Below are 26,530 nucleotides of genomic sequence, written 5' to 3' on the forward strand. Positions count from 1 at the left end.
GACTGCGCAGGCTGGCCGCCGCGCGCGCCGCGCGGCGTGCGATGCCGGCATCGCCGGGCGGCGAAAGCAAGCGGGCACCCTTGCCGGGCGCGGCGGCGGCCGCCCTCGCCCGCGCCCGGGCACGCGCGGCCGAACGCGGGAAGTCCTGACATGGCATCGCAGGCAAGCGCGTCGCCGGCGCGGCGATCGCGGGCACGGCGCCTCAAGCCGGCGCAGGTCGAGGAACTGTTCCGCCGGCTCAAGTGGCTCGACCCCAAGCCCACCACCGAGCTGGAATTCTCAAGCCCCTACGAACTGCTGGTGGCGGTGACGCTGTCCGCGCAGGCCACCGACGTGGGCGTCAACAAGGCGACCCGCAAGCTGTTCCCGGTCGCCAATACCCCGGAGGCGATCGCCGCCCTCGGCGTGGACGGGCTCAAGCCCTACATCTCGACGATCGGGCTGTACAACACCAAGGCCGCGAACGTGGTCGCGATGGCCGAACAACTGATCGAACGGCACGCCAGCGAGGTTCCGCGCGAGCGGGCCGCGCTCGAAGCGTTGCCCGGCGTGGGCCGGAAGACCGCCAACGTGGTCCTCAACACCGCCTTCGGCGAGCCGACGATGGCCGTGGACACGCACATCTTCCGCGTGTCCAACCGCACCGGCCTGGCGCCGGGCAAGACCGTCAGGGCGGTGGAGGATGGCTTGCTGAAGGTCGTCCCGGCGCACTACCTGCACGATGCGCACCACTGGCTGATCCTGCATGGTCGCTACGTGTGCAAGGCGCGCAGGCCCGACTGCCCGCGTTGCCCGATCCGCGACCTCTGCCTGTACAAGGACAAGACGCCCGGCGAGCCCGAAGCCTGACCGGTCGCCTCCGTCGCGACGCGGATGCCACCACGTTCAACGATGCGCGCGCTCGCGCAGCCACTTGGTCGCCACCCACTTCTCGCCTTCCAGGACCGGAGCGCCGCCGTGCAGGCTCAGGGTCATCGGGTGCGGACGGTCGTAGCTGAAGAACACCGCGTTGCCCTTGACCGCGGCCACCTCGAACCCCGCTTCGGGGAACGTCGTCGCACCGCCCCGCGAAGGCGTGTTGAGGTACATCACCAGCGACGCGACGCGTTGCCCTCCGCGCTCCAGCAACACGCCCGCGCCCGGTTGCGCGGGATCGAAGTAATCGTGGTGCGGCTTGTATTCGGCGCCCACGCCATAGCGCAGGACCTGCATGCCCTCGCCGTTCTCCAGCGGCCAGTCGAGCAGGCGGGACAGCCGGTCCTCCACGCGCTGCAGCAAGGCATTGGCGCCGCGCGCGAAGCAGGTGCCCTGGCTGGTGCGACCCACGTGCACCTCGTCGCCGCCGGTCGCCATGTTGACGGTCGCCGAACGCGACAGCCGCGGACGCGCCATCTCGACGAGCGCATCGCACTCGTCGTCGGAGAGCACGTTGGCGAATGCGATCACCCGCGGATGGCGCAGCTGCGAGACGACGCGCACCTCGCGGTCGCCCGCGCGCAACGAGGACGCATCGTTCAGTCCAAGCGGCGCGGGAACGCGACTGGCCGGCGGCAGGCCGTCCTCGCGCTCGCGCTGTTCGACGAAGCCACGCAGCGCATGCTCGACCGCATCGATCGCGGCCTGTTCCTGCCAACCGCGATCCAGCAAGGGCTTGAGTACGGCCTCGGGCGGCGAGCCCGCCCTCACCTGCTCGAATATCCACCGTTCGAGCGCATCGTCGATACGCGCCTGGCCTGCCATCGCGGTCGCTCCCGCAGGTCGTTCCGCCTGCCCGGCCTTCCACTTTGCTGCCGTTCGATGACAAACGCGTGTCGGTTCGAGCACGAATTCCCGCACGCGCTCGCTTCATGAAATCCATGCGAATCCTGCAAGCGATCTGTCACATCACGAGCCTATAACTTTTCACCGATTCGTCACCGGGCACGACATCGACACGCGTCGACACAGCGCCAACCAGGGGAGCGGAACAGGGCCGGCCTCGCGCCACGGCGGTCCTGTCCGGGCCATGCACGTTCGAACCCACTGAAACGATCGGAGAGCAACACGATGACTTCTGGCAACAACTACCGGACCTTGCTGGTCACGTTCGGCGCCGTGCTGGCGTTGACGGCCTGCGGCGGCGGCGCCGACCGCGTCGCCTCGCCGGGCGAAGGCTCGTTCCCGCCGCCGCCGGTAACGCCGCCGCCCCCGCCGCCGCCGGCCCCGCCGCCGCCGCCGAGCGGTGCCGTCTGCCCGACGGGTACCACCGACGTCGGCGAGATCGCCGGCCTGACCGCCTGCGAACTCCCGGCCCGCATCATCGGCGACGTCACCCTTGAGAAGCTCGACGGCATCGTGTATTCGCTCAACGGCCGTACCGACGTGGGCGAGGACATGGGCGGCGACGTCGCCAATCCGTACCCGCAGGCGCGCCAGGGCATCCTGCGCATCGAACCGGGCGTGACCGTGTTCGGTTCGGCGGGCGCCGACTTCCTGATGGTCAACCGCGGCTCGCAGATCTTCGCCGAAGGCACCGCCGCCGAACCGATCGTGCTGACCAGCCGCGAGAGCGTCGAGGGCACCACCGACGTGAACTCGATCGGCCAGTGGGGCGGCCTGGTGCTGCTGGGCCGTGCCGCGATCAGCACCTGCCCGGGTACCGCGCAGCCGGGCACCGCCACCTGCGAGGCGCAGGTCGAGGGCGCCAATGGCTACTTCGGCGGCAACAACGACACCGACAACAGCGGCGTGCTCAAGTACGTGCGCGTCATGCATTCGGGCTTCGAGGTCCTGCCGGACGTCGAGCTCAACGGCATCACCATGGCGGGCCTGGGCAGCGGCACCACGGTCGACTACGTGCAGGTGCACAACAGCTCCGACGACGGCATCGAGTGGTTCGGCGGCAAGGTCAACGCCAAGCACCTGGTGATGACCGGCAACGACGACGACAGCTTCGACACCGACTCCGGCTACCGCGGCGCGATCCAGTTCGGCCTGATCGTCCAGCGCGACGGCGGCGGCGACCGCGTCAACGAGATGAGCTCGCAGGACCTGCCCTACCGTTCCAACCCGGTGCTCGCCAACGTGACCTACGTCAGCAAGGGCCACGACAACGTGGTCGTGCTGAACCAGGGCACCCTGGTGAACTACTACAACGCCGTGTTCACCGGCGGCAACCCCGCCTGCATCGAGTTCCAGTCGGCCACGACGGAAGGCACGTTCGATTCGACCTACGCCTCGTGCGCCCAGCCGTTCGCCAACGGCGCCGGCGGTGCCGAAGCCGCGGCATTCGTGGCCGGCACCAACAACTCCACCGGCGCCTCGACGCTGACCAGCACGTTCATCAACGGTGCCAACGAATCGGCGGTCCCGGCCTATTCCGGCCTCTCGAGCATCAATCCGTTCTTCGAGGACGTCGACTACATCGGCGCGGTGAAGGACTCGGCCGACACCTGGTGGGAAGGCTGGACCTGCGGCCTGACCAGCAACGATCCCTGCTGATGGCACGCCCGCGGCCGCAGGGGGCGGTCGCGGGAGGACGGGGCCCCGATGTCCGGGGCCCCGCCCGCACCCCGATGCCGCGGCCCGACCGCGGCATCGGCATATCGGACACAACGGACCCATTGAAAGGCTGCCACTCATGACGCTCACCACCGCCCGCACGGGCCTGTTCCTGGCGATCGCCGCCCTGCTCGCGCCGCACGGCGCGCTGGCACAGGCAAGCACGGCCGAACCGGCCACTTCAGAACAATCGCCGCCCGCCGACGCCGGCACCCCGGACCAGGCGGCCACCGAACTCGACGCCGTCCAGGTGCGCGGCGAGTTCATCCCGCAACCGATGCTGACCAGCTCGGCGGTGATGACCCACGTTTCGCGCGAAGATCTCTCGCGGCAGGGCGACAGCACCGTCGCCGACGCCCTGGTCCGCGTCGCCGGGCTGAGCGTCAACGAAGGCAAGTACGTCTACGTGCGCGGCCTCAACGAACGCTACTCCTCTGCGCTGCTGAACAACTCGCCGCTGCCCAGTCCCGAACCGCTCAAGCGCGTGGTCCCGCTCGACCTGTTCCCGACCAACATGCTCGACACCGTCGAGATCCAGAAGACGTACTCGGTGCGCTTCCCCGGCGAGTTCGGCGGCGGCACCATCAACCTCACCAGCGCCGTGGTGCCCGAGGCGCCCTTCCTCACCCTGAAGGCAGGCATCGGCGGCAACAGCGAGACCACCGGACAGCCCGGCCTGACCTACTACGGCGGCGGCGCCTCGGACTTCTTCGGCTTCGACGACGGCACCCGCAAGATGTCCACGGAACTGCGCGATGCCCTGGCGACCGGCAAGCGCATCACGCCCGGCCCGGACTTCAGCAGCGAGGAGGTCAAGGCGATCGGCCGCAGCTTCGTCAACGCGCCGCTCAACCTGCTGCAGACCACCGACCATGTCGACCCCGACTACGAGTACGAAGTCAGCGGCGGCAATGCCTTCGACGTGGGCACGAACTCGCGCCTGGGCGTGATCGCCACCGCCGCGCTCAAGAACAAGTGGCGCACGCACGAGGGCGTCCAGCAGGACGGCGCCGTCGAGCAGGGCCAGATGGCCGTGCAGAGCGACTACGACTTCCTGTCGACGACCAACCAGGCGACCATCAACGGGCTCCTCGGCGTCACCCTGGACATGGAAGACCACACCATCGGCATCATGACGATGTACGTCCACGACACCGACAAGGAGACGCGCAGCACCGAGGGCTACAGCCTGCTCACCGGCGACAACATCCGCGACGACACCACCCGCTGGTACGAGCGCGAGCTGATCAACACCCAACTGACCGGCAAGCACGTCTTCGGCGAATTCCGCGACCTCACCATCGACTGGCGCGCAGGCCATTCGCGCGCCAGCCTCGACGCGCCGTACGAGAAGGGGTTCCGCTACCGGGAGGACCAGAACGGCAACTGGTTCCACGATGCCTCCCAGGCGCAGAACTACACCCGCTTCAGCGAGGTCAACGAGCGCATCGACTCCGCGGGGGTCGACGCGGCCTGGCGCCTGCCGACCGACATCGACTTCTACCTGAACTTCGGCGCGGCCTGGTCGGATACCGAGCGCGACGCGGTGCAGCGCGAGTTCCGCTTCCTGTCGCTGGGCAACCTGCCCTTCCCCAACCGCTACCAGCGCCCGGACTTCCTGCTCTCGGACTACAACATCAGCCAGGGCTACATCACCCTGCGAGAGACCACCGGCGGCACCGGTGCGGCGGCCTACGACGGCGCGCTGGAAACCAAGGCGCTCTACGTGGAAGCCGAGTCGCAGCTGACCGACAACCTGCGCGCGACCGCGGGCGTTCGCTACGAGGACGCGACGCAGTCGGTCGAGCCGATCGACCTGTTCGACATCGGCCCGCCGCTGCCGACGGCGCCGGCGCTGGAGAACGACTACTTCCTGCCGGCCGCCTCCGTCACCTGGAACTTCGCCGACAACCAGCAGTTGCGCCTGGCCGCCTCCAAGACCATCGCCCGCCCGCAGTTCCGCGAACTGGCGCCGCAGCAGTACCTCGACCTGGACACCGAACGCCTGGTCATCGGCAATCCCTTCCTGGTCGATTCAGAGCTGCTGAACTTCGATGCGCGCTACGAGTGGTACTTCAACCGCGGCGAGTACCTGAGCGCCGGCGTGTTCTACAAGAACATCGACAAGCCGGTCGAGGTGGTGCTCAACGGACGCTCGGGATCGAGCTGGCAACAGAGCTTCATCAACGCACCCGAGGCGGTGGTCTACGGCCTGGAGCTGGACTTCCGCAAGTACTACGACAGTCCCTTCGAGTGGACGGGCGACAGCCGCTTCTTCGTCAGCGCCAACTACACCTACTCGGACTCGGAAGTCCGCGTCGACGACGGCGACGTCGCCTACACCCTGGCGGGCAACGGCAATCCGCAGCCTGCCTCGGAGCTGGTGATGGACGGCAGCCGCCTGCAGGGCCAGTCCGAGCACCTGGCCAACCTTCAGCTGGGCATGGAGGACTCGCGCGGCAGCCAGGCGACGCTGCTGGTCGGCTATGCCAGCGAGCGGATCAATGCCCGCGGCATCAACGGCTTCGATCCGGCCACCGGCAACACCATCGTCGTCCAGCCCGACTACGTGCAGGACCCGGGCACGACCGTCGACCTGGTGCTGAAGAAGGTCTTCACGCTCTGGAACGTCGACATGGAACTGGGCCTGGAGGCGCGCAACCTCTTCAACCAGGAGTACCGCGAGTACCAGGAGTACGGCGGCGGTCGCGCCGACGTGATGCGCTACGACCTGGGCACCAGCTACATGCTCAGCCTGTCGGCGTCGTTCTGAAGCCCGCCGGGGCTTGCGAGGCGAAGGCCCGGGCGGGTGCCCGGGCCTTCGTGCATTTCATGTGTCAATTGAAGTCATAGCGTCACAAATCCGTCTCATCCTGTTCGCGTCGCTGAAATCTCGCGCCGCCGCGCCCGCACCGGGCTCCCCAGGACCGAAAACGGACCGTACGTGATCCATGCCCTCCCCATCCTGGACGACGACACCCGCAGGCGCCTGGCCCACCAGGCCCGCGTGGCCGCCGAGGTGGCGCTCGTGGCGTTGCTTGCGTTCCAGGCGGCACGACTCGCCTGGACGCTGGCCGTCCCACCGGCACCGGTCGGCGCCATGACCACGCGCCAGGCCTCGCCGACGTCGCCGTCGGGTTTCATCGACGCCTTCCATCCGGCGATGCCGGGGGTTGCCGGCGACGCCGACTCCCAGTTGGCGGGTTTCCGTGTACACGGACTGCGCGTGGACCCGACACCGGGTGGCACGCTGGGCGCGGCCATCATCGCCGGACCCGACACGTCGCAGCAGGCCTACCGCGTCGGCGACGCCATCGCCGACGGCATCGTGCTGGCGGAAGTCGAACCCGGGTACGCGGTGCTGCGCCGTGGTGGCCGGGAGGTCCGGCTGGCGCTGGTCGCCGGTCCCGACGCGCCATCGGGCACTGCCGGTGGCCGATTGCCCGCCTCGCCCAGCAGCGGCGGCGCGCCGGCGGTGACGCCCCCCGCCGCGGAGCCGGTCGCGATGGCCCCCGCGCAACTGATGTCCCAGGCCGGCATGCGCGCCACCCTCGACGGTGGCTACGCGCTGGTGCCCCGGGGAGACGGGGCCTTCTTCCGCCAGGCCGGGCTCGAACCAGGCGACGTGCTGGTGGCGGTGGACGGACGTCCCCTCGACCTCGAACGCCTGCGCGGGCTCGAGGCCGAACTCGGCACCCGCGCATCGACCGTGCTCACGGTCAAGCGCGGCGACCAGACCCGAACGATCACCTTGCAGGCCACGCCACCTTGAACCGATCCCTCCTCTCCACCCTGTTGATCGCCAGCCTGGCGCTGCAACCGGTCGCCGCGCCGCGGGCGCAAGCCGTGGCGCCGCCCGCCTCCGGGGCCCTGGACATGCAGGGCGCGGACATCCGCGCCTTCATCCAGGACGTCGCGCGCGCCACCGGCACCACCTTCATCGTCGACCCGCGGGTGCAGGGCACGGTCAACGTCAACCGCAGCGCCCCCATGTCCGAACAGGAGCTGCTCGGCGTGCTGCTCGCCGTCCTGCGCGCGAACGGGCTGGTCGCCGTCCCGGCCGGCGCGGGCGCCTACCGCGTGGTCCCGGACGACACCGCCGCGCAGCAGCCGGGATCGGCGGGCGGCGGCGCCATGGGCTTCGCCACACAGGTCATCCCACTGCGCACGGTCGATGCGCGGATCGCCGCCGAGACGCTGAAGCCGCTGGTCGGACGCGGCGGCGTGGTCCTGCCCATGCCGCAATCCAACAGCCTGCTGGTGGCCGACTACGCCGACAACCTCAGGCGCATCCGCGAACTGGTCGCGCAGGTCGACAGCGATCGCGCGACCATCGACACCGTCACCCTGCGCAACAGCTCGGCCCAGGAGATCGCGGGCACCGTATCGCGCCTGTTCGGCATCGGCGGCGCCGACGGCGGCAGCACGGCCTTGTCGATCCTGCCCGTGGAGAGCAGCAACTCGATCGTGGTGCGCGGCGACGCGGCGCTCATCCAGCGGGTCACGGCGATGATCCTGGAGCTCGACCGCCGGGCGGAGAGCAGCGGCGACGTCCGCGTGGTGAAGCTGCGGCACGCCAACGCCGAACAGTTGCTGCCGGTACTGCAGCAACTGGTGGGCCAGGCGCCCGACGGTGCGACGTCCGCCGACCGGCCGGCCAGCAATGCCGTCGATCCCGCGGGCGCGGACGCCCAGGTGATCGCGGGCACCGCCGGCAAGCGCCCGACCATCGTGCGCTACCCGGGCTCCAACTCGCTCATCATCAATGCCGATCCGGAAACCCAGCGAACCCTGCTCGACGTCATCAACCAGCTCGACACGCGCCGCGAACAGGTGCTGGTCGAAGCGATCGTGGTCGAGATATCCGACGAGGCCGCGAAGGAGCTGGGCGTGCAGTTCCTGCTGGCCGGCAAGGACGGCCGCATACCGTTCACCGCCACCCAGTACCCCAGTTCCAGCGTGGGCATCATGCCGATCGCGGCCGGGGTCGCCGCCGGCGCGCCCGGCGAGGACGACGACGGCAACCCCCTGCTCGACGCCGCCCGCACCGCCGCCCTGAACTCGCTGCTCGGCCTGACAGGCGGCCTGGCCGGCATCGCCGGCAGCAGCGGCGACGCGGTCTTCGGCATGATCATCAACGCGGTCAAGTCCGACACCGGCTCGAACCTGCTGTCGACGCCGTCCATCCTCACCCTCGACAACGAGCAGGCGCGCATCCTGGTGGGCCAGGAAGTGCCGATCACGACCGGCGAGGTCCTGGGCGACTCCAACAGCAATCCCTTCCGCACGATCCAGCGCCAGGACGTCGGCGTGCAGCTGGAGGTCAAGCCGCAGGTCAACAGCGGCGGCGGCATCACCCTGTTCCTGCGGCAGGAAGTGTCGTCGATCGCCGGGCCGGTGAGTTCCAGCCTCAACGAGCTCGTCCTCAACAAACGCGAGATCGAGACCCGCGTGCAGGTCGACGACGGCGCCATCGTCGTCCTTGGCGGCCTGCTCGACCAGACCGACCGGGTCACGGTCGACAAGGTCCCCGGACTGGGCGACATCCCGCTGATCGGCGGCCTGTTCCGCAGCACCGCGCGCCGCAACGACCAGCGCAACCTGATGGTGTTCATCCGGCCCACGGTGATCCGCGATGCCAGCGACGCCCAGCGCGCGACCTCGCAGCGCTACGACTATATCCGCGACCGCCAGTTGCAGGCCCAGGATCCGCGCCAGCAACGCGCCACCCTCGATGCCCTGGTCCAGGATTACCTGCGCGCGAGCCCGCCGGTGGCGCCGCCCGTGCCCCTGCCCGCCGCCCCGGCCGCGCCGCCCCTGGAACCGGCGCCGTCGTCCACGCCATGAGCACCGTCGCGCCCGCCCGCCTGCCGTACGCCTTCGCCAAGGCCCATGGCATCGTCGTCCTGGACAGTGGCGAGGATTTCGTGCGGATCGGCCTGCGCGAAGGCGCCGACGCCGGTGCGTTGCTCGAGGCCCGGCGCGCCCTGCAGCGGCGCCTGCAGGTCGAGCGGCTCGATCGCGCGGCCTTCGACCGGCAGCTGTCGGAAGCGTACGCCGATGCGGGGCTCGAGCGCGCGAGCGACGCCGACGCCTTCGATGCCCATGGCAGCCTGGACGCGCTGGTCGACGACATGCCGGCCACCGCCGACCTGCTCGAAAGCCAGGACGACGCGCCGATCATCCGGCTCATCAACGGCCTGCTCGCGGAAGCCGCCCGCCTGGGCGCATCCGACGTGCACGTGGAACCTTCCGAAGCCCACCTGCGGGTGCGTTTCCGCGTGGACGGCGTCATGCGCGAGATGCTCCGCCTGCCGGCGCGGATCGCGCCGCTGCTGGTCTCGCGGGTGAAGGTGATGGCGCGCCTGGACATCGCCGAGAAGCGCGTGCCGCAGGACGGTCGCATCTCCGTGTCGATGGGGGCGAAGGCGCTGGACGTGCGCGTCTCCACGCTACCGGCCCGGGGCGGCGAGCGCGTGGTGCTGCGCCTGCTCGACAAGGACCAGGGCATTCTTTCGCTGCGCGAACTGGGCATGCCGCCCGGGGTGTCGCGGGCGGTCGAGCGCGCGCTTGGCCTGCCCAACGGCATCATCCTGGTCACCGGCCCGACCGGCTCGGGCAAGACCACCACGCTCTACGCCGGGTTGGCCGGGCTGAACGACGGCAGCCGCACCATCCTCACCGTGGAGGACCCGGTCGAGTACGCGATCGACGGCATCGGACAGACCCAGGTCAACGCCAAGGTCGGCATGAGCTTCGCGGCGGGCCTGCGCGCGATCCTGCGACAGGATCCGGACACGGTGATGGTGGGCGAGGTCCGGGACCCGGAAACTGCGCGCATCGCGGTGCAGGCCAGTCTCACCGGCCACCTGGTGCTGTCCACGGTGCACACCAACGATGCCGTCGGCGCGATCACCCGCCTGCGCGACATGGGCGTCGAGCCGTTCCTGCTGGCCTCCACCCTGCGCCTGATCCTGGCCCAGCGACTGGTGCGTCGCCTGTGCCCGGCCTGCCGCGCGCCGCGGGAACCGGACGCCCTCGCGGCGCGCGTACTCGGCACGGGCGTCGCCGCCACGCTCTATCGAGCGACCGGTTGCCAGGCCTGCAACCACACCGGCTACTCGGGTCGCCTGGGGGTCTACGAGGCGATCACGATCGACGACACGCTGCGCCGCCTGATCGGCGAGAACGCCGACGAGGGCAGCATCGCCCGCGCCGCGTTCGCCGAGGGTGCCCGCCTCTCGCAGGCCGCCCGCGACTGCGTGCTCGCCGGTCACACGACACTGGAAGAAGCCTTGCGCGTCACCCACCAGGGGAGCGGTGTCGATGGCGAGGTTTGAGTACGCCGCGCTCGACGTCCGTGGACGACCGCGACAGGGCGTGGTCGACGCCGCCGACCCCGAATCCGCACGTGCGCGACTGCAGGCGCGGCGCCTGTCGCCCACACGGCTCGAACCGGCCCGCGCCTCCCGACCCGCCGCGCGCGGACGCAGCCTGTTCGATCGCTTCAGCGGGCGCGACGCGACCCTGTTCACCCGCCAGCTGGCGACACTGGTCACGGCCGCGCCACTGGAGGAAGCGCTGCGCACGATCGGTTCGCAGGCCGAGAAGCCCGCCGTGCGCCGGGTCGTCATGGCGACCCACGCGCAGGTGCTCGAGGGCTTCCGCCTGTCGGATGCGATGGCGCGCCAGGGCAAGGCTTTCCCGCCCCTGTACCGTGCCATGGTCGCCGCCGGTGAGGGTTCGGGCGCGCTGCCCGACGTGCTCGAGCGGCTGGCCGACCTGCTCGAACGCGAACAGCAGGTCCGCGGGAAGCTCGTCACCGCGCTCGTCTATCCCGCGGCACTGGCGATGACCGCGATCTGCGTGGTGATCGCGCTGATGCGCTTCGTCGTACCGCGGGTGGTCGACCAGTTCGACTCCATGGGCCGCGAGTTGCCGGCGCTGACGCGCGCGATCATCGCCGTCTCCGACCTGATGACCCAGTGGGGCCTGCCAGCGCTGTTGGTTCTCGGCCTGGGCCTGGCGGCATTCCGCGGCCTGCTGGCGCGCGACGCGTTCCGCTTGCGATTCGACGCACTCGTGTTGCGCACGCCCCTGCTGGGACGACTGGTGCGCGACGTCCATGCCGCGCGCATGGCGCGAACGCTTTCGATCATGGTCGACAGCGGCCTGCCGATCATGGAAGGCCTGGCCATCACCGCGCGCACGGTGCACAACCGCGTGCTGCGCGGCGCCACCGACGACATGGTGGCGTCGATCCGCGAAGGCGGCAGTCTGTCCGCGGCGATGAAGCGCGCCGGCGTGTTCCCGCCCACCCTGCTCTACATGGCCTCCAGCGGCGAGAACAGCGGACGCCTGGCGCCGATGCTTGCGCGCGCGGCCGACTACCTCGAGCGCGAGTTCAACACCTTCACCACCGCCGCGATGAGCCTGCTGGAGCCGGCGATCATCATCCTGCTCGGCGGCGTGGTCGCGGTGATCGTGCTCGCCATCCTGCTGCCCATCCTCCAGTTCAACTCGCTCGCCCTGTAGCGGGCGGCCCCATGCCCACCCCGGACCCGATGCCGACATGAACCCGACTCCCTCGCCCCACAAGACACCCCGGCCCCGCCCAGCGGCCGCCGGCTTCACCCTCGTCGAACTGATGGTGGTGATCGTCATCATCGGCCTGCTGGCGACGGTGGTGATGATCAACGTGATGCCCAGCCAGGACCGCGCCATGGTCGAGAAGGCACGCGCGGACGTCTCCGTGCTGGAGCAGGCCACCGAGACCTACCGCCTCGACAACCTGGCGTATCCCACCACGGCGCAGGGCCTGCAGGCACTGCTGCAGGCGCCCGCCGGCCTTGCCCGTCCCGAGCGCTACCGTCGCGGCGGCTACATCCGCCGGCTTCCCGAGGATCCTTGGGGGCAGCCGTACCAGTACCGCGCGCCGGGACGTCGCGGTCCGTTCGACGTGTATTCCCTGGGCGCCGACGGCGTCGAGGGCGGCGAAGACGACAATGCCGACATCGGCAACTGGGAATGACCCCGCGCTCGCCCCGGCACTCGCGCGGCTTCACCCTGGTGGAGCTGATGGTCGTGCTCTTCGTCATCGGCCTGGCCGGGGCCGCCGTGGCGATGACCGCGCCGGGCCGTGATCCGTTGCGCGAACAGGCCGACCGCTTCGCGGTGCGCCTGGCGCTGGCCCGCGACGAGGCCATCCTGGGCGCGCGCACGATCGAAGTCACCGTGACCTCGCAGGGCTACGGTTTCTCGCGACGCCAGTTCGAAGGCTGGCAGGCGCTGGGCGAGCCGCCGTTCGCGAACGTCCTGTGGGAGGACGACGTCGGCGCGCGCCTGCCCCGCGAGGACGCCCGCTTGCGTTTCCACTTCGATCCAACCGGGGCGGCGCTGCCCCAGGCCCTCCGCCTGGAACGCGAGGGCGGCGTCATGACCGTAGAGGTCGATGCCGCCGGCCAGGTACAGGTCCATGCAGCGAACCGCTGACATGCGCGCCCGCGGATTCTCCCTGATCGAGGTGTTGGTGGCGCTCGCCATCTTCGGCCTGGCGGTGATCGCCCTGCTCAACCTGGCGGGCGAGAGCACGCGCAACACCGCCTGGATGCGCGAACGCATCCTCGCCGGCGTGGTGGCCGACAACCGAGCCGTCGAGGCGAGCCTTGCCGGGCGCGCCGAGCTCGACGCGATGATGGCGATCCGGGAAGGCGTGGAAGAGGCGGGCGGCCAGGACTGGCGATGGACGCGGCGTTTCGAGGCGACCGACGTCCCGGGCCTGATGCGGGTGGACGTGACCGTCGTGGCCGCGGACTCGGACCGGATCGCCGCCGAGCTGACCCTGTACCGGACGTCGCCGTGAACGTCCGTGTCGACCCGTCGCGCCCCAACGACCGGAGGCTCATCCGTGGGAGGTGCCTGGAGGCGGGCTTCACCCTCGTGGAGATGCTGGTGGCCCTTTTCGTCTTCGGACTCATCGCCGCGTCGGCGGTGGCGGTGATGGCGTATGCCGTCGACGGCCAGGAGGTGGTGCGCGGGCATGCCGGGGAAATCGCCGCGTTCCAGCGCGCGCGCGCCCTGCTGCGCGCCGACCTGGGCCAGGCGGCGCCAAGGCGCGTGCGGGACGCCAGCGGCCAGCCCGCGCGCCGCGCGTTCGTCGCCGGCGCACCGGGGGCGCCGGTGCTGCTGGGCTTCGTGCGACGCGGGTGGAGCAATCCGGAGGGCGAAGCACGCGCCTCGCTGCAGTACGTGGAATACCGCATCGTCGAAGGCCGCCTGGAGCGTCGCACCCGCCCCGCCCTGGATGGCGCCGCGCTGTCCGCGCCGCAGGTCCTGCTGGAGGGGGTGCGGTCGGCACGGCTGCGCTTTCGTTTCCGCGGCGACTGGCTCGACGGCTGGCCGGGCGGCGCGGAAACGCTGCCGGATGCCATCGCGCTGGAACTCGAGCTCGACGGCTTCGGTCGAATCGAACAACTGTTCCTGGTCCCGGCGGTGCCGGCATGAACCGCGCGCGCCGGACGCCCCTGCCGGCGCAGCGCGGGGTCGCGCTGTTGACCGTGCTCCTGCTGGTCGCGGTGATGTCGGTGCTGGCGATGGCGATGCTCGACGACGTCCGCTTCGCGACGCGACGTGCGCGCAACGTGCAATCGGTGACGCAGGCGCAGTGGCATGCGCTGGGCGCCGAGGCGCTCGCGCGACAGACGATCCTCCGCATCGACGCGGCCCAACCCGGGCGTACCACCCTGGCGGGGGGCTGGAACGGGCGCAGCGTGCCGCTTCCCATCGAAGACGGCGAGCGCGGGATGGCGACGCTGCGCATCCGCGATGCCGGCAATTGCTTCAACCTCAACAGCGTCGTCGAGGGCACCGTGGAGCAGTGGCAACGACGCGAGTTGGGCGCGCGCCAGTACTTCGCGTTGCTGCATGCCCTGGCGTTCGACGATGCGCAGGCCCGGCAACTGGTCGACACCCTGGTCGACTGGATCGACACCGACGCGACGCCGTCGCCCGCGGGCGCCGAGGACGCCCACTACGCACACCGCGAACCCGCCAGCCGCACGGCGGCGGGCCTGCTGGCCGACACCAGCGAGTTGCGGGCGATCGCCGGCTATTCGGCATCCGCCTACGCACGCGTCCGACCCTACGTCTGCGCGCTGCCGGGTGCCGGGCTTTCGCCGCTCAACCTCAACACCCTGGGCCCCGACGACGCCCCCCTGCTGTCGATGCTCACCCTGGGGGCACTGGACGCCGCGCAGGCCCGGCGCGCCATCGCCGGTCGCCCGGCCGGCGGCTGGACCGATGCCGCCGCGTTCTGGAGCCAACCGCTGCTCGCCGCCACCGCACCGCCCAACCCGGTGCTGGAGCAGGTGGCCCTGCGCACCCGCTTCTTTGGCGTACGCGCGCAGGTCGAGTACGGCGATGCACAGGTCGTGCTGGACGAACTCCTCGAACTTCGCGCCGGCGCGCTGCTCCTGCGCGCCCGCCAATGGGACCCCGATCCATGACAAGCCTCATCCGCCTGCACCTGCTGGCACCCACCGGGACCCACGCCCACTGCCTGAGCCTCGACGAAGCCGGTCGCATCATCGGCCGCGAGACGTGGTCGGTGGACCCGCCGCAGCGCTGCCGGCCGCCGCGCAGCGATGCCCCCGTCCGCGACGTCCTTGCCGTGCCCGGTGCGGCCGTGGGAAGCACATGGATGGCGATCGACGCCGCCAGCGAGGCACAGGCCGTGGCGCTCGCCCGGCACCGGATGGAAGGCCGGCATGCGTCGGCGCCGGGCGCGCTGCACGTCGTGCTGGCGCCTGCGCATGAGGGCGAGCCCGAGCGCCAGGTGCTCGTCGTCGACCCCGACCTGATGCAGCACTGGCTCGACGCGGCAAGCCGCCTGGGCATCGAGGCTGACGTTGTCCTGCCCGACTACATGCTGCTCCCCGGCCCCGTCCCCGCCGGGGCCGACGACAGCGCCGCGACCGCCCCCGCGACCACGCGCCTCGAGCGGGCGGGCCAGTGGCTGGTCCGTGGAGACCGGCTGGCGTTCACCGCCGAGCCCGAGCTCGCGCGGCTGCTGCTGGACATGCCCGCGGACGGTGCAACCGGGACCGTCGTCCTCCCGCCCGACGCCGGCGATGAGTCCCTCGCAGCCGGCGCCCTGCAGCCATCGGTGAACCTGCTGCAGCACCGGTTCGCGCCTCGGCGTGGCGATGCCGGCGTGGCGTCCTGGCACCGCGTGGCGATCCTGGCGGCACTCCTGGTGCTCTCGCCGGCGCTGCTGGCCGCGGGCGACGCGGTCCGCCACGGGATCGCCGCCATGCGGCTCGAGCGCGAGGCAGACGACACCGCCCGCGCCCTGCTGGGCGCGTCGGCCGCGGACCTGCCCCCGGCCGTTGCGTTGCAGGACGCGCTCGACTCGGGCGCGTCCGGCACCACGACGCCCGCCGCGCTCGCGCCGTTGTTCGCTGCGGTGGGCCAGGTGCCCGGCCTCCATATCGAACGCCTGGACGCGACCGAAGGACGCCCGGTCTCCGCCTGCGTGGCGCCCGCCACCCCGGCGGACCTGGACGCATTGCGCGAGGCCCTGGCCCGCAAGGGACTCTCGATGGCGCCCGGTCCGGCCAGCCCGACGCCCGCCGACTGCGCGGGCCACGTCCTCATCCTCGCCCCGGAAGTCCATCAATGAACGCCATCCCGCCCCTGCAGCGCTGGTGGCGCGGTCGCGACCGCCGCGAGCACTGGCTGATCGGCACGATGTGCCTGATGCTCGCGGCCTTCGCCTACGCCTATGGCGTGCTGGCGCCCCTGCATGCCCTGGGTCGCGACGCACGCGCGCGCTACGACAGGGCCGCGGCCGATGTCCTCCGGGTCCGCGAGCAGGCCGAAACGCTCCGCCGGATGCCCGACGCGGCAAGCCGCCAGCCCGTCGACCTGGCGCGGGTGCTGGACACCCTGTCCGACGCCGGGCTCGACGACCGCACCACGCACCGGCTCGATGGCGACGCGATCGAGCTCGAACTGACGGACGTCGAGGCCGCGGCCGTGTTCGCCTGGCTGGACCGGCTGGAGCAGGGCCACGCGACGGCGCCCACGATGCTGCATGTCGAGCGACGCGCCACCGGCGTGGCGGCTCGCCTGCGACTGCCCGCAGGGCGCCCGCCCCCCGCTTCACAGGTGGGGACGCCATGAGCGGGCGACGGCTGCTGGCGGTGTTCTTCGTGCTGCTGGTCGTGTCGATGGCGGTCCTGGTGCCGTTGCGCCTGTTGCTCGCGGTCCCCGGTCTCCCCGCCCCGGGCTGGTCGGCGCGGGCCGTCGACGGAAGCGCGTGGCGGGGCACGCTGCGCGGGCTGCAATGGGGCGGGCTGCGGCTGGACACCGTGCGTGTCGCGCTCGAGCCCCTGCCGCTGGCGCTCGGCGAACGCCGCTGGGCGATCGACGCTCCCGCGCTGTCGGCGACCTGGCTGCAGGGCCGCACGCAGGGGCTGGACGATGCCGTCGGCGAGATCGCGATCGACCTCCCGGGCCTCGAGGCGCCGGCCCGGCTGGGCTTCGAGCAGACGCGCATCGTGTTCCGCGACGGCCGCTGCGCGGAGGCGGGCGGGCGGATGCGCGTCGAACTGCCGTTTCCCGGCCCCCCGGGGAGCGACGGCGAAACGGCCGCTGACGGCCTGCGTCTGGACGGCCCGATCGAATGCGACGGTGCTCGGGGGTTGGCGGTCCTGCAAGCCCTGTCGGCCGCCCTGCCCCCGGGTATCGACGCTGTCGAGTGCCGGCTGCACGTCGATGCGCACGGTGGCGTGGCCATCGATACGACCGCCGCGACCGAAGTGCCCGCCGCCCGACTCGCGCTGGAAGGGGCGGGCTTCGAGGCCGGGCCCGGGGGCATGCACCGGCGCGACCTCCTGCAGGCACCGCACTGAACGCCCGACCACGGTGTCAAACCACTGACATATGACAACCGTCTCGCGGCCAGGCGGGTATCGGGACGCGGTTCCATGATCGCCGACAGGACCCGCCATGGCATCAAGGGAGACCGGATCGCGCGCCAAGTCATTGTTCCTGAAGGGCTTGGCGCGGCTTTCTCAATTCCGCCACATGAACGAAAACTTCGTGAAATAAGACAGTCCTGTCATACATCCGTCACGTTCTTTAAATAGGCTGCGCGCATTCTTCCAACACCCCAACGGCACCGCCATGAAGATTTCCCCCACCCTCCTCTCCGTCGCCGTGCTCGCCTGCATGGCACCTGCCGCGAACGCCGCCGTCGATATCGACGAGATCGGCGGCTCGAAGGTGAGCTTCGAAGGCCTCGTCCAGACCGACGGTGCCTGGTACGACAGCGATGGCTTCGACCTCGACGCCGACCCGAACGACGGCGACGACACCGACTTCGAGCTGCGCCGCGCCGAACTGGTGCTCAAGGGCAAGGGGCCGGGCAACGTGGACTGGGTCCTGGGCTATGACGCTTCCGGCGACGGCAAGTGGCTCGACGCCAACATCAAGTACAGCTTCGACGACAAGCACCAGTACGTGCAGGTCGGCCAGTACAAGCAGTTCAACTCGATGGAAGAGCTGTCCTCGACCAAGAACAACGACTTCATCTCCAAGGCCATCGTGACCAACCTCTACTCGGTCGGTCGTCGCATGGGCGCGAGCTACGGCTACCGCGCCGACAACTGGAACGTCAGCGGCGGCTGGTACGGTCGCGAGATCACCGACGGACGCGGCCGAGGTTCCGGCTACGGCCTGCGCGGCAGCTGGGCCCCGGTCAACGAGGAAGGCAACATCTTCAACGTGGGCCTGTCCTACGTCAGCAACGACACCTACAACGACACCATCCGCGTACGCAGCCGCCCCGCGGCCGAGCTGTCCAACCGCCTCGTGGACACCAACATCCGCAACGCGGACAGCACCTCCACCCTGGGCCTGGAGAGCTTCTGGGTCCGTGGGCCGGTCAAGCTGCAGGCCGAGTACATGGTCAACACGATCGACCGCTACGAAACCGGCTTCGCCGACCAGCCGGGCGGCGACTACCAGACCCAGGGCGGCTACCTCAGCGGCGTGTGGAACGTCACCGGCGAGACCTGGAGCAACAAGGACGGCACCCCCGGCACGGCCAAGCCGGCCAACCCGTCGCGCGGCATGTGGCAGCTGGGCCTGCGCTACGACACGCTGGACCTGAACGACGGCGACACCCGCCCGGGCAAGATCGATGCCTGGACGTTCGGCGTCAACTACTACTGGCGCTCCAACTTCAAGTTCGCCCTCGACTACGTCGACGTCAGCGCCGAGCGCAACGGCATCGACGAGGACCCGAGCCTGGTCGCGGCGCGCGCGCAGTTCTACTGGTAATCCTTCTACTCTCCCCCTGAAGGCTTTCATGGGCGCGGTGCCTGCATCGCGCCCATTTTTTTGCACGGCCCGCCAGCGGTCGCCATGCGGCGCATGCCAGCGGGCCGCGGCTGCCGTATTCCCCACATCGCTACCCCGGTGCGCGTCGCTTGCCCGGGCGACGTGGCCGCGGCTGCCGCAGGCCTCGCATCGCGGACCGGGGGCCCCTCTCTTCCCGGATGGAGGATTTGTGTCCGCCGGTCCTCCGCACATCTGAGAAGGCTGCCGGACAGACCTTAAAAATCCTTTTAAATCAAAAAGATGAATATTCGCCCCTGGTGTGTAACAGGCGTGTAACAAAAACATCATTTCATAGCACCATCCGCCGGGCAGTCCGGCTCGAACCCCAGTCACGGAGTCATCATGAATTCCTCCCCGGCCCGTTTCGCCGTCCTCGCCCTCGCCACCACGCTGGCCCTGGCCGCCTGCAAGCCGTCGACCGATGCCCCGGCCACCGCCGACGGCGCCACCGCCCCGGCCAGCAGCGACGCCGCCGGCGACAAGGTCGCCGCCGAGATCACCGGTGCCGGCGCGACCTTCATCTTCCCGCTGATCTCCAAGTGGTCCAGCGACTACAACGCGCAGACCGGCGCCAAGGTCAACTACCAGTCGATCGGTTCGGGCGGCGGCATCGCCCAGATCAAGGGCGGCACGGTGGACTTCGGTTCGTCCGATGCGCCGCTGAGCCCCGAAGAGCTGGCCGAGGCCGGCCTGGGCCAGTTCCCGTCCGCGATCGGCGGCGTGGTGCCGGTGCTGAACATCGAGGGCATCGCGCCGGGCCAGCTGCGCCTGACGGGTGCGCTGCTCGCCGACATCTACCTGGGCAAGGTCGCCAAGTGGAACGACCCGGCCATCGCCGCGGCCAATCCGGGCGTGAGCCTGCCCGACGTCAAGATCACCCTGGTGCACCGCTCCGACGGCTCGGGCACGACCTTCAACTTCACCAACTACCTGTCCAAGGTCAGCCCTGCCTGGAAGGACAGCGTGGGCGAAGGCAAGTCGGTCAAGTGGGTCGACGGCGTCGGCGGCAAGGGCAACGAAGGCGTCGCCTCGTACGTCCAGCAGATCAAGGGCTCGATCGGCTACGTCGAGCTCGCCTACGCGATCCAGAACGACATGGCCTACACCACGCTGCAGAACGCGGCGGGCAACTGGGTGGCCCCGAGCGCGGAGAGCTTCCAGGCCGCGGCCGCCACCGCGGACTGGGCCAACACCCAGGACTTCCACCTGGTGATCACCAACGCCCCGGGCGCCGATGCGTGGCCGATCACCGCCACCAACTTCATCCTCATGTACAAGCAGCCCAAGGACGCCAAGCGCAGCGCCGACGCCATGGCCTTCTTCAAGTGGGCCTTCGAGAACGGCCAGGCTCAGGCCTCGGAACTGCACTACGTGCCGCTGCCGGCCGAGCTGGTGCAGCAGATCGAGTCCTACTGGGCGGCCGAGTTCAAGTAATGCACCACCCCGTGCCCGCATCGCGGGCACGGGGCAGGGTCCGACCGACGTCCCGGCGCAAGCCGGGATCCTGCTTTTCCCGCCGGCGCATGGCGCACCAGGCCAGCGCCGACCCGCCAGGCCCGTGCGGGCGCGGGCATGAACACGACGAGTGCCGGTATCCCCGATGAATGCGACGACTGCGTCCGCCTCAGCCCCCAGCGTCCGCGACATCAAGGACGCGCGACACGACCGCTGGTTCCGCTACCTGCTCGTGGCCACCGTGGTGCTGGTGCTGGTCGCGCTCGCAGGCGCGGCGCTCTCGATGCTCTGGGGCGGCCGCCAGGTCCTGGCCACCACCGGGCTGGACTTCTTCACCACCACCGAGTGGAACCCGGTGGAAGACAAGTACGGTGCGCTCGTGCCGATCTACGGCACCATCGTCACCGCCATCATCGCCATGCTGATCGCGGTCCCCGTGAGTTTCGGCATCGCCTTCTTCCTGACCGAGGTCGCGCCGCGCTGGGCGCGCGGTCCCATCGGCACCGCGATCGAGCTGCTGGCCGGCATCCCGTCCATCATCTACGGCATGTGGGGCCTGTTCGTGCTGGTGCCGGTGATGACGGAGTACGTCACGCCCTGGCTCAACGACCACCTGGGCACGCTGCCGGTGCTGGGCGCGGTGTTCCAGGGCCCGCCCCTGGGCATCGGCATGCTCACGGCCGGCATCGTGCTGTCGATCATGGTCATCCCGTTCATCTCCTCGGTGATGCGCGAAGTGTTCCTGACGGTGCCCACGCGCTTGAAGGAGTCGGCCTACGCGCTCGGCGCGACCCGCTGGGAAGTCAGCTGGGACATCGTGCTGCCCTATACGCGCTCGGCCGTCATCGGCGGCATCTTCCTCGGCCTGGGCCGCGCACTGGGCGAGACCATGGCCGTGGCCTTCGTCGTCGGCAACAGCGTCCGCTTCTCGCCGTCCCTGCTCGAACCGGGCACCACGATCGCCGCCCTCATCGCCAACGACTTCGGCGAGGCCACCGAGACCTACCGCTCGGCGCTGCTCCTGCTGGGCTTCGTCCTGTTCATCGTCACCTTCGTCGTGCTCGCCATCGCGCGGCTCATGCTCCACCAACTGTCCAAGCGGGAGGGCAACTGATGGCTGCCGCCACCCACGACGCGCGGATGCGCACCGCCGACGCCCTGTACCGCCGGCGCCGCCTGATGAACGCGCTGGCAATGGTGCTGGCGTGCAGCGCCGCGGCGTTCGGCCTGTTCTTCCTGGGCTGGATCCTGTGGACGCTGTTCGCGAAGGCGATCGGCGGCATCGACTGGGCGCTGTTCACCCAGGACACGCCGCCGCCGATGCAGGAAGGCGGCCTGCGCAATGCCTTCTTCGGCAGCGCGGTGATGTGCCTGATGGCGATCCTCATCGGCACCCCGCTCGGCGTCGCCGCGGGAACCTGGCTGGCCGAGTACGGCGCCGGCCGCCGGCTCGGCACCGTGGTGCGCTTCGTCAACGACATCCTCCTGTCCGCGCCCTCGATCGTGCTGGGCCTGTTCGTCTACACCCTGATCGTCGCGCAGAGCGGCGGCAATTTCTCGGCGCTCGCCGGTTCGGTGGCGCTGGCCTTCATCGTGCTCCCGGTCGTGGTGCGCACCACCGACGAGATGCTGCGCCTGGTGCCGGGGCAGATGCGCGAGGCCGCGCTGTCGCTGGGCGTACCGCAGTGGAAGGTGATCGTGCAGGTGATGTACCGCAGCGCCTCGGCGGGCATCATCACCGGCGTGCTGCTGGCGCTGGCGCGCATCTCCGGCGAGACCGCACCGCTGCTGTTCACCGCCTTCGGCAACCAGTACTGGAGCACCGACGTCATGCAGCCCATGGCCAGCGTCCCGGTGGTGATGTACCAGTTCGCCGGCAGCCCCTACGAGTCCTGGCAGACCCTCGCCTGGGCCGGTGCGCTCATACTGGCCCTGTTCGTGCTGGTCGTGAGCCTGCTCGCCCGTGCCCTGCTGGTACGCAAGAGGATCGCCCATGACTGACCTCTCTTCCCCTTTCGCTTCACGGACCCCGGCCATGAACGATGCCCGTATTTCCCTGGCCACGCCGCAACGCGATGCCGCCGCCCAGGCCGACGCCCCGGTCAAGCTGTCGGTGCGCGGGCTGGATTTCCACTACGACGCCTTCCACGCGCTGAAGAACATCGACCTGGACATCCCGGAGAAGCGCGTCACCGCGCTGATCGGGCCGTCCGGCTGCGGCAAGTCGACCCTGCTGCGCATCTTCAACCGCATCTACGCGCTGTACCCCAAGCTGCGGGCGACCGGCCAGGTCCTGCTGGACGGCGAGAACATCCTCGACCCGAAGTACCCGATGAACCGCCTGCGCAGCAAGGTCGGCATGGTGTTCCAGAAGCCGGTGCCGTTCCCGATGACCATCTTCGAGAACGTGGCCTATGCGATCCGCCACCACGAGAAGCTGTCGAAGTCGGAGATGAACGACCGCGTCGAACAGGCGCTGCGCCAGGGCGCGCTGTGGGACGAGGTCAAGGACAAGCTCGGGCAGAGTGCGCTCGGCCTGTCCGGCGGCCAGCAGCAGCGCCTGTGCATCGCCCGCGCCGTCGCGCTGCGCCCGGACGTGCTGCTGCTCGATGAACCGACGTCCGCCCTCGACCCCATCTCGACCAGCCGCATCGAGCAGCTGGTCGAGGAGCTGAAGGTCGACTACACCATCGCGATCGTCACCCACAACATGCAGCAGGCCGCGCGCGTGTCCGACTACACCGCCTTCATGTACCTGGGCGACCTCATCGAGCATGGTCGCACCGACGACATCTTCTCCTCGCCGACCAAGCAGCAGACCGAGGACTACATTACCGGGCGCTTCGGCTGAAGCGCCCTCCCGCCGCCATCCGGCGCCTCCCTCCCCTTTCCCGTCCACGCCCCGCCCATCGCGAACCCGGGCCACGAGACAGGAGCCGCACATGAGTACCGACATGCACGAGCACATCGTCAAGAGCTACGACGACGAGCAGAAACGCCTCCTCGATGAAACCCTGCGCATGGGCGAGATGGCCGCCTCACAGCTGGAGGCCGCGCTCGACGTGGTCGAACGGCGCGACGACAAGGCCGCCGAGCGGATCATCGCCAACGACGAGGCGATCGATGCGCTGGAGCAGGAGGTCAGCCACGACGTGATGAAGCTAGCGCTGCGCGGGCCGATGGCGCGCGACCTGCGCGAGATCCTCGCCGCCATCCGCATCGCCTCGGACATCGAGCGCATCGGCGACTACGCCGCCAACGTGGCCAAGCGGTCCACCGCGCTGAACATGATGCCGGCCCTGCCGCACGTGGCCGGCCTGCACGCGATCGGCACGCTGGCCGTCAAGCAGGTCCGCGACGTGCTCGTGGCCTACCGCGACAGCGACGTGGACGCAGCCAAGCACATCCGCGTCCGCGACGCCGAGATCGACATCGCCTACACCGGGCTGTTCCGCGAGCTGCTGACCTACATGATGGAGGATCCGCGCAGCATCACCGCCTGCACGCACCTGCTGTTCATGGCCAAGAACATCGAGCGCATCGGCGACCATGCCACCAACATCGCCGAGAACGTCTGGTTCCTGGTCAAGGGCGAGGACGAACTGCCGCCGCGCGAGAAGCGCGACGAATCGAGCACGACGACGAGCCCCTGAGGGGCGCCCGCCCAGGGGCGGGTGGACACCACGCCGGGACCGGGCACGACCCGCGCCCGGCAGCCAGCCGGGGCCGCGCATGTCGCGGCCCTCGTCGTCGTGGCGCAGCAACGGCGATGCCGCGGTGCAACACGTCCAGACGGGGCCGCACGCGGTGAACGGATACTGAACGAAGCCCTGCGCATGCGCCGCGGGAAGCGCAATCATGTCCCCGGGGTGTAACCGCCCGGCGCGGGCCTGCGTAAGCAGTACTGTGTCGAGCAAGCCTGCCGTCTTCCCCCGACGGTCCCGGTCACGCGACATGCAGCTGTACGACTTCAATCCCAACGGATCGGCGCCACGTGCGTCCACCACCCAGAGAAGGAATCCCGTCATGAACAGCAACAAGAAGCCCATCGCCCTCGCCGTCGGCGCCACCCTCCTGGGCGGCCTCGCCCTGTCCTCCTCCGCTTTCGCGATGAGCGAGCTCGCGGCCGGCTACATGCAGGGCGCCGCCCAGGCCGAGAAGGCCGCCGAGGGCAAGTGCGGCGAAGGCAAGTGCGGCGTCGAGAAGATGGACGCCGACAAGAACGGTTCGGTGTCGATGGCCGAGTTCGCCGCCGCCCACGATGGCGACGACAGCCGCTTCGCGCGCTACGACGCCAACCACGACGGCCAGATCAGCGCCGACGAGTTCAAGGCGGGCCACGAAGGCTCCTGCGGTGCCGACAAGGGCGCCGAAGGTTCCTGCGGCGGCGACAAGGGCGCCGAGGGCAAGTGCGGCGAAGGCAAGTGCGGCGGCATGGCCTGATCGAGCCCGTGCGATGACCGCCCTCCGATCCCTGCCGTCCGATGCCGCCGGCCTCGGCCTGCGGCGTGCCCTGCTCGATCCCCTGTGCGGCGCGGACGCCGGCGCCTTCGATTTCCTCGAATGCGCGCCGGAGAACTGGATCGGAGTCGGCGGTCGACTCGGCGAGGCGCTGGACGCACTCAGCGCCCGCCATCCCATCACCTGCCATGGTCTCTCGCTGTCGCTGGGCGGCTGCATGCCGCTCGACGAGACCTTCCTCAAGCGCACGCGACAGTTCCTGGACCGCCACCGCGTCGCGCTGTACAGCGAGCACCTGAGCTATTGCAGCGACGACGGCCAGCTCTACGACCTGCTGCCGATCCCGTTCACCGACGAAGCCGTACACCACGTCGCCGCGCGGATCCGCCAGGCCCAGGACATCGTCGGCCGCCGCATCGCCGTCGAGAACGTGTCGTACTACGCGGCACCGCATCCGGGCATGGACGAGGCGACTTTCATCAACGCGGTGCTGGCGGAAGCGGACTGCGACCTGCTCCTCGACGTCAACAACGTCTACGTCAACGCCATCAACCATGGCTACGATGCCGAGGCCTTCCTCGCGGCCATGCCGGGCGAGCGCATTGCCAGCATCCACGTGGCCGGACACTACGACGAAGCCGAGGACCTGAAGGTCGACACCCACGGGGCCCCCGTCAAAGCCGACGTCTGGCACCTGCTCGATGCCGCCTACCAGCGCTTCGGCCCGCGTCCGACCCTGCTCGAGCGCGATTTCAATTTCCCGCCGTTCGGCGAACTGCTGGACGAACTGGGCATGGTGCGTGCGTGCATGCAGCGCCACGCCGGACGCGACGCCAGGCCCGCGCGCGATGACCGCGTCCGCGCCTGACAGCGGTGCGCCGGCGAAGCTGCGCGACCAACAGTGGTCGCTGGCCCGGCACCTGCGCGACCCCGACGGCGTGCCTGCTCCGGCGGGCATCGAGCCGCGGCGGCTGCAGGTCTACCGCGAGTTGCTCTTCAACAACATCGAGTCATTGCTGGCCGGGAACTTCCCGGTGATCCGGCGCATCTTCGGCGCGCAATGGCCGGTGCTGGTGCGCGCCTTCTTCCGCGAGCACCGCTGCCAGACGCCGCTGTTCCCGGAGATCGCGCGGGAATTCCTGCGTTACCTGGAAGCGCGTCCCGACCCGGCGCGCCCATGGCTGCAGGAACTGGCGCATTACGAATGGGTCGAACTGGCCCTTCAGATCGCCGAGGCCCGCGAAGAAGATGCCGGTGCCGATCCAGGCGGCGACCTCCTCGACGGCCGCCCCTGCCTGTCGCCGCTGGCCTGGCCGCTGGCCTACGCCTGGCCGGTGCACCGGATCGGCCCGGACTGGCAGCCCGGGCACGCGCCCGACGCACCGACGCTGCTGCTGCTTCGCCGGCGCGCGGACGGCAGTGTGCATTTCTCCGAACTCAGCCCGCTCGCCTTCCGCCTGGCCGGGCTGCTCGGCGAGGACTCCGGCCACAGCGGTCGGCAATGCCTGGCGCAACTGGCCACCGAAGCCGGGCGGCCCTTCGACGACGCCTTCCTCGCCCAGGGCCGCACCATGCTCGAACAGATGCGTGACAGCCGGGTGGTCCTGGGCACCGTGGACTGAACGTCCCACCACCGACGTAGGGCCCGGCCTCGCGGGTCTGCTAGGCT

At 70.0% G+C, this 26,530-nt stretch carries 25 protein-coding genes; 24 read left to right on the plus strand and 1 reads right to left on the minus strand.

Going from position 1 to position 26,530, the window contains the following annotated elements:
* Positions 1 to 150: 150 nt before the first annotated feature.
* A complete protein-coding gene (gene nth, locus H4F98_RS10020; RefSeq protein ID WP_182687295.1) occupies positions 151 to 849 on the plus strand; it encodes an endonuclease III in 699 nt (232 codons plus the stop codon).
* Between the two features lie 36 nt (positions 850 to 885).
* Here the strand turns inward: nth and H4F98_RS10025 are convergent, their stop codons facing one another.
* A complete protein-coding gene (locus H4F98_RS10025) occupies positions 886 to 1,740 on the minus strand; it encodes a 2OG-Fe(II) oxygenase (RefSeq protein ID WP_182687297.1) in 855 nt (284 codons plus the stop codon).
* Between the two features lie 306 nt (positions 1,741 to 2,046).
* On the opposite strand from H4F98_RS10025, the gene H4F98_RS10030 reads away from it, so the two are divergent.
* From H4F98_RS10030 to H4F98_RS10140, 23 genes are all read left to right on the plus strand, one after another.
* Positions 2,047 to 3,480, plus strand: a complete 1,434-nt coding sequence (locus tag H4F98_RS10030) for a hypothetical protein (RefSeq protein ID WP_182687299.1) — start codon at positions 2,047 to 2,049, stop codon at positions 3,478 to 3,480.
* Positions 3,481 to 3,619: 139 nt separating this feature from the next.
* Positions 3,620 to 6,313 (plus strand): TonB-dependent receptor domain-containing protein, encoded by a 2,694-nt coding sequence (locus tag H4F98_RS10035; RefSeq protein WP_182687301.1) that lies wholly within the window; start codon positions 3,620 to 3,622, stop codon positions 6,311 to 6,313.
* A 171-nt stretch (positions 6,314 to 6,484) separates the two neighbouring features.
* Positions 6,485 to 7,312, plus strand: coding sequence for a type II secretion system protein N (locus H4F98_RS10040; protein WP_182687303.1), 828 nt, complete (start codon positions 6,485 to 6,487; stop codon positions 7,310 to 7,312).
* Positions 7,309 to 9,387 (plus strand): type II secretion system secretin GspD, encoded by a 2,079-nt coding sequence (gene gspD / locus H4F98_RS10045; protein WP_425487591.1) that lies wholly within the window; start codon positions 7,309 to 7,311, stop codon positions 9,385 to 9,387. Before H4F98_RS10040 ends, gspD begins: the two co-directional genes overlap by 4 nt.
* Positions 9,384 to 10,880, plus strand: a complete 1,497-nt coding sequence (gene gspE / locus H4F98_RS10050) for a type II secretion system ATPase GspE (protein WP_182687305.1) — start codon at positions 9,384 to 9,386, stop codon at positions 10,878 to 10,880. Before gspD ends, gspE begins: the two co-directional genes overlap by 4 nt.
* Positions 10,867 to 12,075 (plus strand): type II secretion system inner membrane protein GspF, encoded by a 1,209-nt coding sequence (gspF, locus tag H4F98_RS10055; protein ID WP_182687307.1) that lies wholly within the window; start codon positions 10,867 to 10,869, stop codon positions 12,073 to 12,075. Before gspE ends, gspF begins: the two co-directional genes overlap by 14 nt.
* A gap of 37 nt (positions 12,076 to 12,112) precedes the next feature.
* Positions 12,113 to 12,571, plus strand: a complete 459-nt coding sequence (gene gspG / locus H4F98_RS10060) for a type II secretion system major pseudopilin GspG (protein ID WP_182687309.1) — start codon at positions 12,113 to 12,115, stop codon at positions 12,569 to 12,571.
* Complete coding sequence (locus H4F98_RS10065; RefSeq protein ID WP_182687311.1) at positions 12,568 to 13,032, plus strand: GspH/FimT family pseudopilin; 465 nt, start codon at positions 12,568 to 12,570, stop codon at positions 13,030 to 13,032. Before gspG ends, H4F98_RS10065 begins: the two co-directional genes overlap by 4 nt.
* Entirely contained in the window at positions 13,016 to 13,402 is a 387-nt protein-coding gene (gene gspI / locus H4F98_RS10070) for a type II secretion system minor pseudopilin GspI (RefSeq protein ID WP_182687313.1), read from the plus strand. The genes H4F98_RS10065 and gspI overlap by 17 nt, the downstream gene beginning before the upstream one ends.
* Positions 13,403 to 13,443: 41 nt before the next feature.
* The gene (gene gspJ / locus H4F98_RS10075) at positions 13,444 to 14,043 is read left to right on the plus strand and encodes a type II secretion system minor pseudopilin GspJ (protein ID WP_343064759.1); all 600 of its coding nucleotides are present in this window, start codon (positions 13,444 to 13,446) and stop codon (positions 14,041 to 14,043) included.
* Positions 14,040 to 15,044, plus strand: coding sequence for a type II secretion system minor pseudopilin GspK (gene gspK / locus H4F98_RS10080; RefSeq protein WP_182687315.1), 1,005 nt, complete (start codon positions 14,040 to 14,042; stop codon positions 15,042 to 15,044). The genes gspJ and gspK overlap by 4 nt, the downstream gene beginning before the upstream one ends.
* A complete protein-coding gene (gene gspL / locus H4F98_RS10085) occupies positions 15,041 to 16,219 on the plus strand; it encodes a type II secretion system protein GspL (protein ID WP_182687317.1) in 1,179 nt (392 codons plus the stop codon). Before gspK ends, gspL begins: the two co-directional genes overlap by 4 nt.
* Entirely contained in the window at positions 16,216 to 16,722 is a 507-nt protein-coding gene (gspM, locus tag H4F98_RS10090; RefSeq protein ID WP_182687319.1) for a type II secretion system protein GspM, read from the plus strand. Before gspL ends, gspM begins: the two co-directional genes overlap by 4 nt.
* Complete coding sequence (gene gspN, locus H4F98_RS10095; protein WP_182687321.1) at positions 16,719 to 17,453, plus strand: type II secretion system protein N; 735 nt, start codon at positions 16,719 to 16,721, stop codon at positions 17,451 to 17,453. The genes gspM and gspN overlap by 4 nt, the downstream gene beginning before the upstream one ends.
* 274 nt (positions 17,454 to 17,727) lie before the next feature.
* Complete coding sequence (locus H4F98_RS10100) at positions 17,728 to 18,885, plus strand: OprO/OprP family phosphate-selective porin (RefSeq protein WP_182687323.1); 1,158 nt, start codon at positions 17,728 to 17,730, stop codon at positions 18,883 to 18,885.
* Positions 18,886 to 19,287: 402 nt separating this feature from the next.
* Positions 19,288 to 20,379 (plus strand): phosphate ABC transporter substrate-binding protein PstS, encoded by a 1,092-nt coding sequence (pstS, locus tag H4F98_RS10105; RefSeq protein ID WP_182687325.1) that lies wholly within the window; start codon positions 19,288 to 19,290, stop codon positions 20,377 to 20,379.
* Positions 20,380 to 20,545: 166 nt separating this feature from the next.
* Entirely contained in the window at positions 20,546 to 21,514 is a 969-nt protein-coding gene (pstC, locus tag H4F98_RS10110) for a phosphate ABC transporter permease subunit PstC (RefSeq protein WP_182687327.1), read from the plus strand.
* 26 nt (positions 21,515 to 21,540) lie between these two features.
* The gene (gene pstA, locus H4F98_RS10115; protein ID WP_425487597.1) at positions 21,541 to 22,401 is read left to right on the plus strand and encodes a phosphate ABC transporter permease PstA; all 861 of its coding nucleotides are present in this window, start codon (positions 21,541 to 21,543) and stop codon (positions 22,399 to 22,401) included.
* Between the two features lie 34 nt (positions 22,402 to 22,435).
* On the plus strand, positions 22,436 to 23,251 hold the full coding sequence (gene pstB / locus H4F98_RS10120) for a phosphate ABC transporter ATP-binding protein PstB (RefSeq protein ID WP_246373080.1): 816 nt from the start codon (positions 22,436 to 22,438) through the stop codon (positions 23,249 to 23,251).
* Between the two features lie 91 nt (positions 23,252 to 23,342).
* Complete coding sequence (gene phoU, locus H4F98_RS10125) at positions 23,343 to 24,053, plus strand: phosphate signaling complex protein PhoU (RefSeq protein ID WP_182687333.1); 711 nt, start codon at positions 23,343 to 23,345, stop codon at positions 24,051 to 24,053.
* A gap of 373 nt (positions 24,054 to 24,426) precedes the next feature.
* Positions 24,427 to 24,843, plus strand: a complete 417-nt coding sequence (locus H4F98_RS16845; RefSeq protein ID WP_182687335.1) for an HvfA family oxazolone/thioamide-modified RiPP metallophore — start codon at positions 24,427 to 24,429, stop codon at positions 24,841 to 24,843.
* A 13-nt stretch (positions 24,844 to 24,856) separates the two neighbouring features.
* Positions 24,857 to 25,729: an HvfB family MNIO-type RiPP peptide maturase gene (locus H4F98_RS10135; RefSeq protein ID WP_182687336.1), complete on the plus strand. Its 873-nt coding sequence runs from the start codon at positions 24,857 to 24,859 to the stop codon at positions 25,727 to 25,729.
* Complete coding sequence (locus H4F98_RS10140; protein WP_182687338.1) at positions 25,710 to 26,483, plus strand: HvfC family RiPP maturation protein; 774 nt, start codon at positions 25,710 to 25,712, stop codon at positions 26,481 to 26,483. The genes H4F98_RS10135 and H4F98_RS10140 overlap by 20 nt, the downstream gene beginning before the upstream one ends.
* Positions 26,484 to 26,530 lie beyond the last annotated feature (47 nt).

Origin of the sequence: Marilutibacter spongiae (assembly GCF_014145325.1) — a bacterium.
Lineage (GTDB): Bacteria > Pseudomonadota > Gammaproteobacteria > Xanthomonadales > Xanthomonadaceae > Marilutibacter > Marilutibacter spongiae.